The organism is Mycobacterium appelbergii, from assembly GCF_032883035.1.
In the GTDB taxonomy this organism is placed as follows: Bacteria; Actinomycetota; Actinomycetes; order Mycobacteriales; family Mycobacteriaceae; genus Mycobacterium; species Mycobacterium appelbergii.
Genome location: NZ_JAMQTH010000021.1, coordinates 81624 through 98441 on the forward strand (window position 1 = coordinate 81624; position 16818 = coordinate 98441).

At 65.1% G+C, this 16818-nt stretch carries 16 protein-coding genes; 15 read left to right on the forward strand and 1 reads right to left on the reverse strand.

The genetic code is table 11. From position 1 onward, the window contains the following. Window positions 1–241: 241 nt before the first annotated feature. Window positions 242–931 (reverse strand): GntR family transcriptional regulator, encoded by a 690-nt coding sequence (locus tag M1247_RS34190; protein WP_317160887.1) that lies wholly within the window; start codon window positions 929–931, stop codon window positions 242–244. A 139-nt stretch (window positions 932–1070) separates the two neighbouring features. On the opposite strand from M1247_RS34190, the gene fadD5 reads away from it, so the two are divergent. The 15 genes from fadD5 (at window position 1071) to M1247_RS34265 (ending at window position 16811) form a co-directional block, all read left to right on the forward strand. Beyond that, window positions 1071–2726, forward strand: coding sequence for a fatty-acid--CoA ligase FadD5 (gene fadD5, locus M1247_RS34195; RefSeq protein ID WP_317160888.1), 1656 nt, complete (start codon window positions 1071–1073; stop codon window positions 2724–2726). Between the two features lie 180 nt (window positions 2727–2906). After that, a complete protein-coding gene (locus M1247_RS34200) occupies window positions 2907–3704 on the forward strand; it encodes an MlaE family ABC transporter permease (RefSeq protein ID WP_317160889.1) in 798 nt (265 codons plus the stop codon). Between the two features lies 1 nt (window position 3705). Beyond that, complete coding sequence (locus tag M1247_RS34205) at window positions 3706–4575, forward strand: MlaE family ABC transporter permease (protein ID WP_317160890.1); 870 nt, start codon at window positions 3706–3708, stop codon at window positions 4573–4575. A 4-nt stretch (window positions 4576–4579) separates the two neighbouring features. Then, window positions 4580–5791, forward strand: a complete 1212-nt coding sequence (locus M1247_RS34210) for an MCE family protein (RefSeq protein ID WP_317160891.1) — start codon at window positions 4580–4582, stop codon at window positions 5789–5791. Continuing rightward, on the forward strand, window positions 5788–6819 hold the full coding sequence (locus M1247_RS34215) for an MCE family protein (RefSeq protein ID WP_317160892.1): 1032 nt from the start codon (window positions 5788–5790) through the stop codon (window positions 6817–6819). The genes M1247_RS34210 and M1247_RS34215 overlap by 4 nt, the downstream gene beginning before the upstream one ends. Then, on the forward strand, window positions 6816–8393 hold the full coding sequence (locus M1247_RS34220; RefSeq protein WP_317160893.1) for an MCE family protein: 1578 nt from the start codon (window positions 6816–6818) through the stop codon (window positions 8391–8393). Before M1247_RS34215 ends, M1247_RS34220 begins: the two co-directional genes overlap by 4 nt. Window positions 8394–8402: 9 nt before the next feature. Next, window positions 8403–10016 (forward strand): virulence factor Mce family protein, encoded by a 1614-nt coding sequence (locus tag M1247_RS34225; protein ID WP_317160894.1) that lies wholly within the window; start codon window positions 8403–8405, stop codon window positions 10014–10016. After that, complete coding sequence (locus M1247_RS34230; protein WP_317160895.1) at window positions 10013–11164, forward strand: virulence factor Mce family protein; 1152 nt, start codon at window positions 10013–10015, stop codon at window positions 11162–11164. The genes M1247_RS34225 and M1247_RS34230 overlap by 4 nt, the downstream gene beginning before the upstream one ends. A gap of 6 nt (window positions 11165–11170) precedes the next feature. Further along, complete coding sequence (locus M1247_RS34235; protein ID WP_317160922.1) at window positions 11171–12724, forward strand: MCE family protein; 1554 nt, start codon at window positions 11171–11173, stop codon at window positions 12722–12724. Beyond that, on the forward strand, window positions 12694–13263 hold the full coding sequence (locus tag M1247_RS34240) for an Rv1363c family protein (protein WP_317160896.1): 570 nt from the start codon (window positions 12694–12696) through the stop codon (window positions 13261–13263). The genes M1247_RS34235 and M1247_RS34240 overlap by 31 nt, the downstream gene beginning before the upstream one ends. After that, window positions 13260–14228 carry an RDD family protein gene (locus M1247_RS34245; RefSeq protein ID WP_317160897.1) on the forward strand — a complete coding sequence of 323 codons (969 nt, stop codon included), beginning with the start codon at window positions 13260–13262 and terminating at the stop codon, window positions 14226–14228. Before M1247_RS34240 ends, M1247_RS34245 begins: the two co-directional genes overlap by 4 nt. Next, entirely contained in the window at window positions 14225–14776 is a 552-nt protein-coding gene (locus M1247_RS34250; RefSeq protein WP_317160898.1) for an Rv1363c family protein, read from the forward strand. The genes M1247_RS34245 and M1247_RS34250 overlap by 4 nt, the downstream gene beginning before the upstream one ends. Then, complete coding sequence (locus tag M1247_RS34255; protein ID WP_317160899.1) at window positions 14743–15687, forward strand: mammalian cell entry protein; 945 nt, start codon at window positions 14743–14745, stop codon at window positions 15685–15687. The genes M1247_RS34250 and M1247_RS34255 overlap by 34 nt, the downstream gene beginning before the upstream one ends. A gap of 15 nt (window positions 15688–15702) precedes the next feature. Beyond that, window positions 15703–16389 (forward strand): YoaK family protein, encoded by a 687-nt coding sequence (locus M1247_RS34260; protein ID WP_317160900.1) that lies wholly within the window; start codon window positions 15703–15705, stop codon window positions 16387–16389. A 107-nt stretch (window positions 16390–16496) separates the two neighbouring features. Further along, a complete protein-coding gene (locus M1247_RS34265; protein ID WP_317160901.1) occupies window positions 16497–16811 on the forward strand; it encodes a WXG100 family type VII secretion target in 315 nt (104 codons plus the stop codon). Window positions 16812–16818 lie beyond the last annotated feature (7 nt).

Below are 16818 nucleotides of genomic sequence, written 5' to 3' on the forward strand. Positions count from 1 at the left end.
CCCGCCGGACGGTCACGCTGGGGCACCTCGCGAAACAGCGCGACTTTGTCGCTAACAATCGGGCAGCCCTAAACCTGTGACGAACGCGTCTGTTGTTACGGATGCGCGCAGTGCGATCCGTAGGCCGGGGCTGACGGGGTTACTGAGACTGATGGTGCGATTCCAGCGACTTTGTCGCTAATAGGCGGGCACGACGACACTGTTCCACGACGCGACGACGCACGACCGGCCCCGAAAGTGGTCAGTCCCACATCCCGATCTCGTCGAGCCGGGCGATCAGCCGCCGCGCCCCGTCGGTGAACTGGCCACCGTTGAGCCGCACCGCGGTATCCGCATCTCGCCGGCGCAGCGCGGCGATCAACTCGCGATGGCTCTTGACCGCCTCGGAACCCCAACGAGGGTCGGTCGCGTAGATCACCGCGGGCAGATAACGGGCCACGTGCAACAGGAACCAGGCCAGTTTGATCCGGCCGCTGGCGTGGTTGAACGCGCGGTGGAAGGCGAATTCGACGGCCGAGATCTCCTCGGAATCGTGCCGGGCGACGGCGTCGGCAAGCTCGCCGTTCAACCGTTCCAGCTCGTCGATCTCGACGTCGGTGATGTGTTCGGTCGCGGTGGCGGCGAGTTCTCGTGCAATGGTGGCCTGCAACCAGAAGATGTCCTCGACATCGATGCGGGACAGCGGCACCACGACGTGACCGCGGTGCGGTTCCAACTGCACCATGCCCTCGCTGCGCAGCGTGCGCAGCGCCTCGCGCACCGGGGTGATGCTCACTCCGAGCGCAGCCGCAGTCTCGTCGAGCCGGATGAATGTGCCGGGTCGCAGCATCCCGGTCATGATCTCAGCCCGCAGCTGGGCGGCGACTTCGTCGGAAAGTTGTTCCCGGCGGGCTCCGCGGCGCCGCACAGCAGGTCTGACGGGTGCGTTCACGTGACTTCCGGTCGCCTTTCGGTCCTTACTGGCGTGGTGCTTGTCCCCAAGCCGCCGAGGCCATAGTGTGACCGGGGCAACACCATGTTTGATCAAATATAAATATCGCGCAACCCGATCCCCACGGAGCAAGTGACCATTGAGTGCCGAGCCGTCCCCGACTGAGCAGCCCTACCTCGCCCGCCGCCAGAACTGGACAAATCAACTGGCGCGGCACGCCTTGATGCAGCCCGACCAGACCGCCCTTCGATTCCTGGGCCACACCACCACCTGGCGTGACCTCGATGATCGGGTGAGCCGCTTGGCCGGTGCATTGCGTCGCCGCGGTGTCGCCTTCGGTGACCGCGTGCTGATACTCATGCTCAACCGCAACGAGTTCATCGAATCGGTGCTGGCGGCCAACAGGCTCGGCGCCATCGCGGTGCCCGTGAATTTCCGGATGACTCCGCAGGAAATCGCGTTTCTGGTCAGCGACTGCGAGGCCCGGGTGGCCGTCACCGAATCCGTTCTGGCCGGCGTCGCCACTGCGGTCCGCGATCTGGACCCCACGCTGTCTACGGTCATCGTCGCAGGCGGCAGCACCGAGGCATCTCCGGACAGTGCCGTGCTGGGGTATGACGATCTGATCGCCGAGGACGGCGCGGCCGTCGAACCGGTGGACATCCCGAATGATTCGCCCGCGCTCATCATGTACACCTCGGGCACCACTGGCCGGCCCAAAGGCGCCGTCCTCACCCACACCAATCTCACGGGCCAGGCGATGACAAGCCTGTTCACCACCGGCGCCGACATCAACAACGATGTCGGGTTCATCGGGGTCCCGCTGTTCCACATCGCCGGCATCGGCAACATGCTGACGGGCCTGCTGCTGGGCCGGCCCACGGTGCTCTATCCGCTGGGCGCGTTCGACCCGAGCGCCCTGCTCGACGTGCTGGAGGCCGAGCAGGTCACCGGCATCTTCCTGGTACCGGCCCAGTGGCAGGCGGTCTGCTCGGCACAGCAAGCCAAACCTCGCGACCTCAAGTTGCGCGTGCTGTCGTGGGGCGCGGCCCCCGCCTCGGACACCCTGCTGCGTGATATGTCCGCGACCTTCCCCGGAACCCAGATCCTTGCCGCGTTCGGCCAGACGGAGATGTCGCCGGTGACGTGCATGTTGTTGGGCGACGACGCGATTCGCAAACTGGGCTCGGTCGGTCGGGTGATCCCCACGGTCGCGGCCCGCATCGTCGACGAGAACATGAACGACGTCGCGGTCGGTGACGTCGGCGAAATCGTCTACCGCGCCCCGACGTTGATGGCCGGCTACTGGAACAACCCCGGAGCCACAGCTGAAGCCTTCGCCGGCGGCTGGTTCCACTCCGGGGATCTCGTCCGCCAGGACGAGGACGGCTACATCTGGGTCGTCGACCGCAAGAAGGACATGATCATCTCGGGCGGCGAGAACATCTACTGCGCCGAGGTGGAGAACGTCCTGGCCGCACATCCGGCAATCCTCGAAGTGGCGGTCATCGGCCGCCGCGACGAGAAGTGGGGCGAGGTGCCGGTGGCCGTCGTGGCGCTCGGCGGCGGTGCCGACCAACCGCTGAGCCTCGGCGATCTCGAGGGCTTCCTGGCCGAGCGTCTGGCGCGCTACAAACACCCCAAAGCGTTGGAGATCGTCGAGGCGTTGCCGCGCAATCCCTCGGGCAAGGTTCTGAAGACAGAGTTGAGGGCGCGGTACGGTTCGCGACCCGCGATTGACGTTAGCGAAACTAGCGCTGTGCCAACGGTTTCTGCAGGTAGTGGGGAAAAATAACCAAAGGGTGGTCTCTTTGCTCACGGTTCAGGGCATAATCCAGCCGATGCAGTGCATGGGCCCGATTCGATCGGGTACAGTCCTGTGGTCTCACTTACTACTCGCGAGTAGGGAGGCCAACGTCACACACGCGAGGACGAGGCAAGGAGGGGGCGTGCGACACGTCCTGGGGGTGCGCCGGTGACTGCGTCGACCGGTCTCGCCGGTTACGTACGCGGTCAGTTGGAGAAGCCGCTTGCGATGGTCGGCGGCTTCTTCAAGATGACGGTGCTCACCGGAAAGGCACTGTTCACCAGGCCATTCCAATGGAAAGAGTTCGTCCTCCAGAGCTGGTTCCTGATCCGCGTGGCGTTCCTACCGACGCTGGCGGTCTCCATACCGCTCACCGTGCTGATCATTTTCACGCTGAACATCCTGTTGGCCGAGTTCGGCGCCGCCGATGTGTCCGGTGCCGGTGCGGCGCTCGGCGCGGTCACCCAGCTGGGCCCGCTCGTCACGGTGCTGGTGGTGGCGGGCGCGGGATCCACGGCCATCTGCGCCGACCTCGGCGCCAGGACGGTCCGTGAGGAGATCGACGCCCTCGAAGTGCTCGGCATCGACCCGATCGAACGACTGGTGGTACCCCGCGTGGTGGCCTCCACGTTCGTCGCCTTCATGCTCAACGGCGCGGTCATCACCATCGGTCTGGTCGGTGGCTTCTTCTTCGGCGTCTACATCCAGAACGTCTCGGCCGGTGCGTACGTGTCGACGCTGACACTGCTCACCGGATTCCCTGAGGTGATGATCTCCGTCATCAAGGCCACCCTGTTCGGCATGATCGCCGGACTGGTGGGCTGCTACCGCGGCCTCACGGTCGCCGGAGGTTCCAAAGGTGTTGGTACAGCGGTGAACGAGACGCTGGTGTTGTGCGTGGTCGCGCTGTTCGCAGTGAACGTCGTGCTCACCACGATCGGTGTCCGGTTCGGGACAAGGACCTGATATGAGTACCGCAACAGTCCTTCGCTCCCGGTTCCCGAGAGCCTTCTCACGCACCGCAGGCGTCGCCGCTGCGCCTGCCCGGCTGCTCGACAGCATGGGGCACGTCGCCTGGTTCGTCGTACAGGCCATTGCCCATGTCCCGCATGCGTTCCGCCACTACCGGCGTGAATCGCTGCGGCTGGTCGCCGAGATCGGCATGGGCACCGGGGCAATGGCCGTCATCGGTGGCACTGTGGCGATCATCGGCTTCGTCACGCTGTCCGCAGGCTCACTGATCGCCATCCAGGGTTTCGCATCGCTGGGCAACATCGGCGTCGAGGCGTTCACCGGATTCTTTGCCGCCCTGGCAAACATCCGCGTCGTCGCTCCCGTCGTCACCGGCCAGGCGCTGGCTGCGACGGTCGGCGCCGGCGCCACCGCCGAGCTCGGCGCCATGCGCATCAGCGAGGAAGTCGACGCGCTGGAAGTCATGGGCATCAAGTCGATTTCGTACCTGGTGTCCACCCGCATCATGGCGGGCGCAGTCGTCATCATCCCGCTGTACGCCATGGCGATCCTGCTGTCGTTCATGTCGGCGCAGCTGGTGACCACCATCTTCTACTCACAGTCGGTCGGTACGTATGAGCACTACTTCCATACGTTCCTTCGCGTCGACGACGTGATGTGGTCCTTCCTGGAAGTGATCATCATGTCGGTGATCGTCATGCTGAACCATTGCTACTTCGGCTATTTCGCCAGTGGCGGTGCGGTCGGTGTCGGTGAGGCAGTGGGGAGGTCGATGCGTACGTCGCTGATCGCGATCGTCGTGGTGGTCCTGTTGGCATCGTTGGCGCTGTACGGCACCGACCCCAACTTCAACCTCACGGTGTAGCGCCATGACCGCGCCGGTGAACAAGTCGAAGGTTCCGCCGTACAAGGTGGCGGGGCTGGTGCTGCTGGTGGTTACCCTGCTCATTCTGGGGTTGACCTGGTTGCAGTTTCGCGGGGCATTCGAGCCCAAGACGCAGCTGACGGTGCTCTCCGGCCGCGCGGGGTTGTCGATGGACCCCGGGTCGAAGGTGACGTTCAACGGCGTGCCGATCGGCAGGCTCGCCGCCATCGACGTGGTGGAGGTCGACGACAATCCCGAAGCCAAGCTGACACTGGACGTGGATCCGAAGTACATGCAGTTGTTGCCTGCCGATGTGGATGTCCAGTTGCGCGCCACCACGGTGTTCGGCAACAAGTACATCTCGTTCCTGTCGCCGGAGAATCCGTCGAAGCAGCGGCTGTCGCCTGCCGACCCGATTCACGCCAGCGGGGTGACGACGGAGTTCAACACCCTGTTCGAGACCATCACCGCGATCTCCGAACAGGTCGATCCGATCAAACTCAACGAGACGCTGACCGCCACCGCGCAGGCGCTCGACGGGTTGGGCGACAAGTTCGGTCAGTCGATCGTCAACGGCAACGACATCCTGGCCGACGTGAATCCACGGATGCCGCAGATCCGCCGGGACATCACGGGTTTGGCGAATCTGAGCGAGGTGTACGCCGATGCGTCACCGGATCTGTTCGACGGCCTGTCCAATGCGGTGACCACCGCGCGCACGCTCAATGACCAACGCGGCAACCTGGATCAGGCGTTGGTGGCCGCGGTGGGCTTCGGCAACACCGGCGGCGACATCTTCGAACGCGGTGGCCCGTACCTGGTGCGGGGCGCAGAGGATCTGCTGCCCACCTCGGCCCTGCTGGACAAGTACAGCCCAGCCCTGTTCTGCACCATTCGCAACTTCCACGACGCCGCGCCGAAACTGGCTGGCGCGCTTGGCGGTAACGGCTACTCACTGCAGACCCACTCGTTCATCCTGGGTGCCGGTAACCCGTACAAGTACCCGGACAACCTGCCGCGGATCAACGCCAAGGGTGGCCCGGAGGGGCGGCCGGGCTGCTGGCAGCCGATCACGCGCGACCTGTGGCCGATGCCGTATCTGGTGATGGATACCGGAGCATCCATCGCGCCGTACAACCACCTGGAACTCGGTCAGCCGATCATGACCGAGTACGTCTGGGGCCGCCAAGTGGGGGAGTTGACGATCAACCCATGAGTATCAAAGGCACGATATTCAAACTCGGCGTCTTCTCGCTGGTACTGCTCACGTTCACGGCGATCATCTTCGTGGTGTTCGGGCAGATCCGGTTCAACCGGACCTCGGAGTACTCGGCGATCTTCAAGAACGTCAGCGGTCTGCGGACCGGGCAGTTCGTGCGCGCCGCCGGAGTGGAGGTCGGCAAGGTCTCCGGCGTGGACCTGATCAACGGCGGGCAGGCCGCCGAGGTCACGTTCAAGGTCGAGAAGTCCTTGCCGCTGTTCGACGAGACCACCGCCGCAATCCGCTACCAGGACCTGATCGGCAACCGGTACCTGGAACTCAAGCGGGGCGAGAGCAACCAGATCCTGCAACCGGGCAGCACCATCCCGGTCGAGCGCACCGAGCCGGCCCTCGACCTCGACGCACTGGTGGGTGGGTTCCGGCCGCTGTTCAAGTCGTTGGAACCGGACAAGGTCAACACCATTGCCACCTCGCTCATCACGATCTTCCAAGGCCAGGGCGGCACGATCAACGACATCCTCGACCAGACGGCCCAGCTGACCTCCTCGATCGCCGAGCGGGACCAGGCCATCGGTGAGGTGATCAAGAACCTCAACACGGTGCTGGACACCACGGTCAAACATCAGCAGCAGTTCGACGACACCCTCAAGAACTTCGAGGTGGTGATCACCTCGCTGAAGAACCGCGCTGATCCGATCGCCTCGTCGGTCGCCAACATCAGCAACGCCGCCGGCTCGCTGGCCGATCTGCTGGGCGACAACCGGCCGCTGCTCAAGGACACCGTCGGCTACCTCGATGTCGTCCAGAAGCCGCTGGTCGACCAGAAGCAGCAGGTCAACGACATTCTGGTGCAGATCCCGGCGGCTCTGAAGATCATCGGCCGCGCGGGTGGCATCTACGGTGACTTCTTCAACTTCTATGCCTGCGACATCTCGTTGAAGCTCAACGGGTTGCAGCCAGGCGGCCCGGTCCGAACCGTCAGACTCACATCGCAGCCGTCGGGTAGGTGCACGCCGAAATGAGGACACTTCAGGGTTCCGATCGCTTCGGTAAGGGGCTGATGGGCGTGGCCATCGTGGCGATGGTCATCGCTGTCGGGTCGACGCTCACCAGCGTGCCGATGCTGTTCGCCGTGCCGACGTACTACGCGCAGTTCTCCGACACCGGCGGTCTGAGCGTGGGTGACCGGGTGCGGATCGCGGGGATGGACGTCGGCGACGTGAAGAGCATGGACATCAACGGGGACAAGGTCGAGATCGGCTACACCCTCGGTGGCCGCACCATCGGCACCGAGAGCCGCGCGGCGATCCGTACCGATACGATCCTGGGCCGCAAGAACATCGAGATCCAGCCGCGCGGGAACGAGACGCTGCCGCCGCGGGGCATGCTGCCGCTGGGCCAGACGACGACGCCGTACCAGATCTACGACGCGTTCCTTGACGTCACCCGCAACGCCTCGGGCTGGGACACCAAATCGGTCAAGCAGTCGCTGAATGTGTTGTCGGAGACGGTAGATCAGACTTATCCCCATCTCAGTGCCGCCCTCGAGGGCGTGGAGAAGTTCTCCGACACCATCGGTAAGCGCGACGATGACGTCAAGAAGCTGCTGGCCAACGCCAACAAGGTCGCCACGGTGCTCGGCGACCGCAGCACCCAGGTCAACCAGCTGCTGGTGAACGCGCAGACGCTGCTGGCGGCCGTCAACTCCCGCGGACAGGCTGTGACCCTGCTGCTGCAACGGATTTCGTCGGTGTCGAATCAGGTCGAGGGCCTGATCAACGACAACCCGAACCTCAACCACGTGCTCGAGCAGCTGCGTACGGTCAGTGACGTGCTGCGGGAACGCAAGCAGGACCTCGCCGACACCCTCACCGTCGCAGGTAAGTTCATCACCTCGCTGGCCGAGGCGTTGGCGTCGGGCCCGTACTTCAAGGTCATGCTCGTCAACCTGCTGCCGTACCAGATCCTGCAGCCGTTCGTCGACGCGGCGTTCAAGAAGCGCGGCATCGACCCGGAGCAGTTCTGGCGCAACGCCGGTCTGCCTGCCTTCCGTTTCCCCGATCCCAATGGGGAACGGCAGCCCAACGGCGCCCCGCCTGCCGCACCGACTCCGCTGGAAGGCACTCCGGAACACCCGGGGCCTGCCGTCCCGCCCGGTTCGCCGTGCTCGTACACGCCGCCTGCCGACGGCATTCCGTCCCCGGGCAACCCGCTGCCGTGTGCGCACCTGGCCCAGGGCCCGTACGGCGACAACCCTTACGGCCCCAACTACGGTGCGCCGGATGTGGCGACCTCGGCACCCAACCCGGACGCAGGCCCGCCGGCCCCGGGTGTGCCCAGCGCGGCCATCCCCGGTCAGCTGCCGCCGGCCTCTCCTGGCGCCCCGGTCGAGCTGGCGCCCGGCCCGCCCGGCGCCCGCACCGTGCCGGTCAGCCCGCAGCCCGGGCCCGCCGAGTTCGTGCCGGGTATCGCACCGCCACCGCCGCCGTTGGTCGGACCACCGCCACCGCCGGGTCCCGGGCAGCAGTTGGCGCCCGCGGGAGCGCCTCCGCTACCGGGGAATCCGCCGTTCCTTCCGCCAGGTTCGCAGGGATAGGCCGCAGCTATGTCAACGATTTTCAATATCCGAAACCTGAAGTTGCCCACCCTTTCCCGGGCAGCGGTGATCGTCGGCGCGCTGGTTGTGGTGTTGGCACTGGTGCTCGGCTACTTCGGTCTGAGCCTCTACCGGAAGATCACCACCACCACGGTCACGGCCTACTTCCCTGAGGTGCTTGCGCTGTATCCGGGCGACAAGGTGCTCATCATGGGCGTGCGCGTCGGCGCGATCGACTCGATCGAAACCGCGGGCGACAAGATGAAAGTGGTCTTCCACTTCAACAGCAAGTACAAGGTGCCCGCGGACGCCACAGCTTCGGTGCTGAACCCGAGCCTGGTCGCCTCGCGCGTCATCCAGCTGTCTCCGCCGTTCACCGGCGGCCCGGCGATGGAGAACGACGCGGTCATCCCGATCGAGCGCACCCAGATCCCGATCGAGTACGACGAACTGCGCAATCAGGTCACCCGGCTGCTCGACGAACTGGGCCCGACACCTGAGCAGCCGAAGGGTCCGTTCGGCGACGTCATCGAATCGTTCGCCGACGGATTCGCCGGTAAGGGCGAGCAGCTCAACCGCACCCTCAACGGATTGTCGGAGGCGTTGACCACACTCAACGAGGGGCGCGGCGACTTCTTCACCGTGGTGAAGAGCCTTGCGCTGTTCGTCAACGCGTTGCACAAGAGCGATCAGCAGTTCGTGGCGCTCAACAACGATCTGGCGCAGTTCACCAACTCGTTCTCCCAGGATCAGGAGTTGGCGAACGCGCTGCAGGATCTCGACCGGGTGCTCAAGACCACCCGCCAGTTCCTCGACAAGAACGGCGGCGTGCTCACCCACGACATCAACAATCTGGCGGAAACGACCACCGCGATCCTGCAGCCCGAGCCGCGCGACGGTCTCGAGACCGGCCTGCATGCATACCCGAACCTGGCCGCCAACGTGGTCAACATCGTGGCGCCCAACCAGGGTGGCATCGTCGGCCTGCCGGTGATCAACAACATGGCCAACCCCCTGCAGTTCATCTGCAGCTCGATCCAGGCCGGTAGCCGGTTGGGGTACCAGGATTCGGCGGAGCTGTGCGCGCAGTACCTGGCCCCGATCTTGGACGCGATCAAGTTCAACGCCCCGCCGTTCGGGGTGAACATGCTGAGCACCGCGATGACGCTGCCCAAGCAGATCGCCTACTCAGAGCCCCGGTTGCAGCCGCCGCCGGGATTCAAGGACACCACCGTGCCCGGCATCTGGTCTCGCGACACGTTGTTCTCGCACGGCAACCATGAGCCCGGCTGGACGGTGGCACCGGGGATGCAGGGTGTGGAAGTCTCGCCGGCCACGCAGCAGATGCTGACCCCGGAGTCGCTGTCCGAGCTCATGGGCGGCCCCGACATCGCGCCGCCGAACCCCGGCATCCGCGGGGGTGCGCCGCCGAACGCGTACGACGAGCGCAATCCGTTGCCACCGCCGTGGTATCCGCAGCCGGGCCCGCCGCCCGCGCCGGCGCCAGGGGTGATCCCCGGTGACCCGTTGTCGGCCATCGCACCGGCGGCTCCGGCCGCCCCGGCACCAGGCCCGGCGCCGGCGGGACCGTTGCTGCCGGCTGAGGCAGGAGCAGGCTCATGAGCGCACGCAAATGGAGTCGCATCGGTCGCCGTATCGGGGTGTTGTCCGCAGCCGCGCTCATACTGACCTCGTGCGGTCAGTGGCGCGGTGTCGCGAACGTCCCGCTGCCCGGCGGTCCTGGCACCGAGTCCGGCCACACCACGCTGTATGTGCAGATGCCGGAGACGTTGGCGCTCAACGCCAACAGCCGGGTGCGGGTGCGCGACGTGTTCGTCGGCCGGGTCCGCAAAATCGAGCTGATCAACTGGGTGCCGACCCTGACGGTCGATTTGCAGCAGGGCATCGAGCTGCCGAAGAACACGCTGGCCAAGATCGGCCAGACCAGCCTGCTGGGTTCTCAGCACGTCGAGCTCAATCCGCCGAAGGATCCGTCGAGTGAGATGCTGCGCAGCGGAGACACCATTCCGCTGGCGCAGTCGTCGGCCTATCCCACGATCGAGCGGACGCTGGCCGGAATCTCGGGCATCCTGACCGGGGGCGGCATCCCGAACATCGAGGTCATCCAGACCGAGGTGTACAACATCCTCAACGGTCGCGGCGACCAGATCCGGGATTTCCTGGGCCGTCTCGACACCTTCACCGACGAACTCAACCAGCAGCGCAACGACATCACCCGCGCCATCGATTCGACGAACCGCCTGCTGAACATCGTGGCGGCGCGCAACGACACGCTGGACCGGGTGTTGACCGAATTCCCGCCGCTGATCCAGCATTTCGCGGATACCCGCGATCTGTTCGCCGATGCGGTGACGGCGCTGGGTCGGTTGTCAGCGGCTGCCGACGAGACGCTCTCGAACACCAACGCCAACCTGCATACCAACCTGCAGAACCTGCAGCGGCCGCTCAAGCAGCTGAGCCGGGCGGCTCCGTATCTGGTGGGTGCGCTGAAGCTGTTGCTGACGGTGCCGTTCAACATCGACAACATCCCGAAGGCGATTCGTGGCGACTACATCAACGTGTCGTTGAACGTGGATCTCACGTTGAGTTCGGTCGACAACGGGTTCCTCTCCGGGACCGGTGTGTCGGGCATGCTGCGGGCGCTGGAACAGGCCTGGGGCCGCGATCCGAACACGATGATCCCGGACGTGCGGTTCACCCCGAACCCGCACGATGCACCCGGTGGCCCGCTCGTGGAAAGGGGGGAGTGAGAGATGTTGCTGACCCGCTTCATCAAGATGCAGCTCGTTCTCTTCCTGACGCTGACGGTGGTCGCGCTGCTCGTGCTGGCGTTGCTCTACCTGCGGTTGCCGACGGCGCTCGGCATCGGCATGTATCAGCTCAAGGCCGAACTACCCAACTCGGCAGGCCTGTACGCGACCGCCAACGTCACCTATCGCGGCACCACCATCGGCAAGGTGACCTCGGTGGAGCCCACCGAAAAGGGCGCCAAGGTCGAGATGGACATCTACGACCGGTACAAGATCCCCACCGATGCCTCGGCCGACGTGCACTCGGTGTCGGCGGTCGGTGAGCAGTTCATCGATTTGATCTCCGACGGCGAACCCAAGACGTACTTCAAGCCGGGCGACACGATCCACAAGGGCACCGTGCCTGCGGAGGTGGGCCCGGCGCTCGACGCGGCCGAACACGGTTTGTCGGTGCTGCCGAAGGAGAAGATCGGCAGCCTGCTCGACGAGGCGGCCACGGCGTTCGGCGGACTCGGCCCGTCGCTGCAGCGGTTGGTCGATTCGACGCAGGCGATCGCGGGCGACTTCAAGGAGAACATCGGCCCGGTCAACGACATCATCGACAATTCCGGGCCGATCATCGACAGCCAGGTGAACTCCGGCGATGCGATCTCGCGTTGGGCGGCCAACCTGAACAGCATCGCCGCGCAGACCGCCCAGAACGATGCGGCGTTGCGTAGCGGTCTGCAGCAGGCGGCTCCCACAGCCGACCAGTTGAATGCGGTGTTCAGCGACGTTCGTGACTCGTTGCCGCAGACTCTGGCGAATCTCGAAATCGTCATCGACATGCTCAAGCGGTACAACAAGAACGTCGAACAGGTACTGGTGGTGCTACCTCAGGGTGGCGCGATCGCCCAGACCGCAACGATTTTCGCGCCAGAAGGTCTGCTGCACTTCGGCCTCGGCATCAACATCCCGCCGCCGTGTCTGACCGGCTTCCTGCCGGCCTCCCAGTGGCGTTCGCCAGCCGACACCACGACGGCTCCGCTGCCGTCGGGCATGTACTGCAAGATTCCGAAGGACGCCCCCAACGCGGTGCGCGGTGCCCGTAACTATCCGTGCGCGGACGTGCCGGGCAAGCGGGCGGCGACGCCGAGGGAATGCCGCAGCGACGAGCCCTACGTGCCGATGGGCACCAACCCCTGGATCGGTGACCCGAACCAGATCGTGGACTGCCCGGCGCCCGGCGCCAGGTGTAATCAGCCTGTCGACCCGGGGCGGGTGATTCCGGCACCGTCGGTGAACAACGGAATGAACCCGCTGCCGGCCAGTCAGTTGCCACCACCGGGAGTGGCGTCGGGTCCGACCAGCGACCCGTTGACGGCACCCCGTGGTGGCAGTGTCAGCTGCAGTGGACAGCAACCCAATCCCTGCATCTACACTCCGGCTGCAGGCAATACCGCTACCTACAGCCCATCCAGTGGTGAGGTGGTCGGTCCCGGCGGTGTGAAGTACTCCGTCACCAACTCGAATAACCCAGGAGATGACGGATGGAAGGAGATGCTGGCGCCAGCCAGCTGAACCTCACCGAACCGCACGTCGAGGAGTCCGTAAAACGTCCGTCCCGGCTCGGCCGGGGGTGGATGGCCGGTGTCTGTGCCGGACTGGTCGTCCTCGCAGCTGCTGCCGGTGCCGGGGGATACCTGGCACTGCGGTCGCACCTGGACAGCGAGCAGATTGGACGTGACGAGGCTGCGGCGTTGCAGGCGGCCAAGGACTGCGTGACCGCCACGCAGGCCCCCGATACCGCGGCGATGACCGCCGCCCAGACCAAGATCATCGAATGCGCGACGGGTGACTTCGGCGCCCAGTCAGTGTTGTACAGCGGGATCCTGCTCGACGCTTATCAGGCGGCCAACGTCAAGGTGAAGGTCTCGGATATGCGCGCCGCGGTGGAGAAGCACAACGACGACGGCTCCATGGACGTCCTGGTGGCGGTGCGGGTGTTGGTGACCAACTCCGAGAAGACCGACGAGGAGCAGGGCTACCGGCTGCGGGTCCAGATGGCCCCGGTCGACGGCACCTACAAGGTCGCCAGGCTCGATCAGGTCACGTCGTGACGGACGTTCTGGACACCCCCGACGCGCGCCCCGCCGACGATCCCCAGGTCACCCCGGTGCGGTTGGCTTCCTGGCCTGCGCGTGCGGGGGCGTTCGCGATCGACGTGCTGTTCGGGCTGGCTGTGATCGCGACGTTGGGCCTGCTGGCGTGGTCGGCGCTGGACAGCTGGCTGTGGTGGGTCTACGCGGCGCTCGCCGCGGTGGTGATGATCGCGATGTTGATCAACCGGGTGCTGCTGCCGACGACGACCGGCTGGTCGCTGGGCCGTTCGGTGTTCGCCATCCGGGTGGTCGGGCGCGGCGGCACTGTGGGTCTGCTGCGGCTACTGGTGCGTGACCTGGCGCATCTACTGGACACCGCCGCGGTGTTCATCGGCTGGCTGTGGCCGCTGTGGGACAGCCGCAACCGGACGTTCGCGGATCTGCTGCTGCGCACCGAGGTGCACTGTGTCGATGCGCCCGAGCAGAACGTGCGCAGGCGCACCGGGATCGTGCTGTTGTCGGCGGCGGTGCTGTGTGCGGCCGCAGCGGGCGTGGGTTACCTGGGCGTGTACCGGCAGGCCCAAGCCGTGCATCAGGCTCAACAGCAGATCGCCGAGCAGGGACCCCGCATCGTCGAACAGATGCTGAGTTACGGGGTCGATTCGGTGGACCAGGACTTCGGCGAGGCCCAGGCCCTGGTGACCGACAACTACCGTCCGCAACTGGTCGCGCAGCAGGATGCGGTGCGCAAGGCCGGTCCGACCACCAACGAATACTGGGCGGTCAGCAGCGCGGTGCTCTCCGCCTCCAAGACCGAGGCGTCGATGCTGCTGGCGATGCAGGGGCAGCGCGGCATCAATCCGCAGGACCTCAAGTTCATCACCGCGACGGTGCGCGTGGATTTCCGCAAATCCGGTGACCAGTGGCGCGTCGACAACCTGACGGTGCTGAAGAAGCCTCAGTCGGGCGGGGAAGGGCAATGAGTCCGCGGCGCAAGGTCGACCCACAAGAGCGTGATTACTTCGCGGTCGAGCCGAAGAAGCCGATTCGATGGGGATTGCCGATCATCGCGGTGCTGTCAGCCCTGCTGGTCGTGGCGGCCATCGCGGGCAGCACATTGATGGTCGTCCAACACGAATCTGACCGCCAGCTCAAGAACAAGAGTGATCAGGCGCTGTGGTACGTGCACGAGTTCATGACCGCGTACACGACCCTGGATCCCTTCCACGCCAACGACTATGCCGATCGCATCCAGTCGCAGGCCACGGGTGAATTCGCCAAGATGTTCAAGGAAAAGCAGAACGAGATCGTCATCCGGGTGGCCCGTGCCGAGCCGACCGAGGGCACCGTGCTCGAGGCCGGTGTCCAGCGCTGGAATGACAACGGCAGCGCCGACGTATTGGTCGCCACCAAGATCAGCAGCCGCTCCTCGGACGGAAAGTCGACAATCGAGAGCGGAAACCGTTGGGTGGCAACGACGATTCGGGAAGGACAGCAGTGGAAGATCAGCCAGCTGATTCAGGTGATCTGACCACCGGGACGCCGGACGAGTCGGAGGCCGCGCAGGCCAAGGCCGAAAAGCCGCGTCGCCGCAGGCGTTTCCCCTGGAAGCGCGGTGGTGAGGTGGCGGCCGAAGCTGAGGCCGAGCAAGAGACTGAAGCCGATGCCGCCGATGCCGCCGATGCCGTCGAGGAGCCGCCCCAGCCGCGGGTCCCGGTAGGCAAAGGACGTCGTGCCGCAGCCGTGGAGGCCGAACCTGAGCCCGAACCCGAGCCGGAGGCGGAGGCCGAAACTGAGCCCGCGGCGGAAGCCGAGCCGGAGGCGGCGGCGGAGCCCGTACCTGGAACCGAGCCCGAGCCGGAGGCAGAGGGCGCCCCCGAACCGGACGCTGAGCCCGAACCGGAGGCCGTGCTCGTCCCGTACCGCCCGGCCGGGAAGCGCCTGACGTACGCAGCCGTGGGCGCTGCGGCGTTGTTCGTTGCAGCAGGTGCGTTCGCCGGTGCGATGGTCCAGCCGTATCTGGCGGACCGGGCGTTGGTGGACACGAAACTTGAAGTGGCGCAGACGTCTGCGGACGCGATCACTGCGTTGTGGACTTACACCCCGGAGAACATGGATGCACTGCCGGACCGAGCGGCCAGGTATCTGTCGGGGGATTTCGCCAACGAGTACCGCAAGTACATCGATGCCATCGTCGCCACCAACAAGCAGGCGCAGATCAGCAACAACACCCAGGTGATGGGAACCGCGGTGGAGAGCATCAGTCCTGACGAGGCGACCGCGATCGTCTACACGAACTCGGTGTCGACCAGCCCGGCGACCAAGAACATTCCGTCGCTGCGGTATCTGTCCTACCGACTGACGCTGGAACGCCAGGGCGGTGACTGGCGGATCACGCAGATGCCGGCATTGACCAAAATGGATCTCTCGCCGCAGCTTTAGCCGCAGGAGCAGCCCATGGGTATCGCATCGCCGATTTCCGATCGGCTGACGGTCACCGCGCTGCTGTTACTGACCTTTGCGACCGGAATGGTCGACGCAGTCAGCGTATTGGTGCTGGGGCATGTATTCGTTGCGAACATGACCGGCAATGTGATCTTCCTGGGATTCTGGTTTGTGCCGCATTCCGGTGTCGATCTGACTGCGGCCATCGTCGCATTCGTCAGCTTCGTGGCCGGTACCGTGCTGGGTGGGCGCTTCGCCCGTCACCTCGACTACAACGCGCGCAACTGGCTTACAATCAGCCTTGTCGTCGAAGTTGTTATGCTGCTGGCTCTTTCGATTCTGGCCGGCGCCGGGGTCCTGGACTATCAGGACAACACCAAGCTGATTCTGATATCGGGTCTCGCCGTCACGTTCGGCATCCAGAACGCGACCGCCCGCCAATTCGGCATCCAAGAGTTGAGCACCACAGTGCTGACTCAGACCATTGTCGGCATCGGATTCGACAGCCGGCTCGCCGGCGGCAACGGGCACCGCGAGAAGCTCCGCTACGGGGTGGTGGCAACGATGTTGGGCGGGGCCATCTTCGGCGCCACACTGACACGCTTCACCGTTGCACCGGTGATCGCCCTGGCTGCCCTCGCCGTGGCGGTCAGCGCGCTGATTTTCAGGTTCGGGCCTGAGCCGACGCTCGGCGAGTAGCGGGTCACTGAGTTTGCCGAGAACCTCGAAACTGCGATTGGTGCGTATACCGGCGGTTGCTAGTAGGTAAAATTTGCAGCGACGAGGGTGTCACGGGAGGGGGAGCGATGCCAAAGCGAAGTGAGCCGTTGAAAGCCGATCCAACCGAGTTGCGTCTGGTGGCGGGCCGAATCGAAGGGCACGCGACTGATTTCCAGGATGCCCACCAGACTGCGCATTGGCGGGCCAGCGAGGCACGTTTGGGGTCTGGCTTGGCCGGTGCGGCGTTGCCGGCGATGCTTGCGGAGTGGGAGGCCGACGGCGCTCGGTTCGGCAAGCATTTCGACGGACACGCTGAGGGTCACCGCGGTGCGGCGACCCAGTATGTGGATACCGACACTGACAATGCCGAGGGAATCGGCGACGTCAGCTCTAATCTGTGAAATGACG

Excerpts from the sequence above, each read along its gene's own strand:
- M1247_RS34250 (WP_317160898.1), top strand. The coding sequence starts at position 14,225 with ATGAGTCCGCGGCGCAAGGTCGACCCACAAGAGCGTGATTACTTCGCG.
- M1247_RS34240 (WP_317160896.1), top strand. The coding sequence starts at position 12,694 with ATGGAAGGAGATGCTGGCGCCAGCCAGCTGAACCTCACCGAACCGCAC.
- M1247_RS34265 (WP_317160901.1), top strand. The coding sequence starts at position 16,497 with ATGCCAAAGCGAAGTGAGCCGTTGAAAGCCGATCCAACCGAGTTGCGT.
- M1247_RS34215 (WP_317160892.1), top strand. The coding sequence starts at position 5,788 with ATGAGTATCAAAGGCACGATATTCAAACTCGGCGTCTTCTCGCTGGTA.
- M1247_RS34205 (WP_317160890.1), top strand. The coding sequence starts at position 3,706 with ATGAGTACCGCAACAGTCCTTCGCTCCCGGTTCCCGAGAGCCTTCTCA.
- M1247_RS34230 (WP_317160895.1), top strand. The coding sequence starts at position 10,013 with ATGAGCGCACGCAAATGGAGTCGCATCGGTCGCCGTATCGGGGTGTTG.
- M1247_RS34220 (WP_317160893.1), top strand. The coding sequence starts at position 6,816 with ATGAGGACACTTCAGGGTTCCGATCGCTTCGGTAAGGGGCTGATGGGC.
- M1247_RS34225 (WP_317160894.1), top strand. The coding sequence starts at position 8,403 with ATGTCAACGATTTTCAATATCCGAAACCTGAAGTTGCCCACCCTTTCC.
- M1247_RS34260 (WP_317160900.1), top strand. The coding sequence starts at position 15,703 with ATGGGTATCGCATCGCCGATTTCCGATCGGCTGACGGTCACCGCGCTG.
- M1247_RS34210 (WP_317160891.1), top strand. The coding sequence starts at position 4,580 with ATGACCGCGCCGGTGAACAAGTCGAAGGTTCCGCCGTACAAGGTGGCG.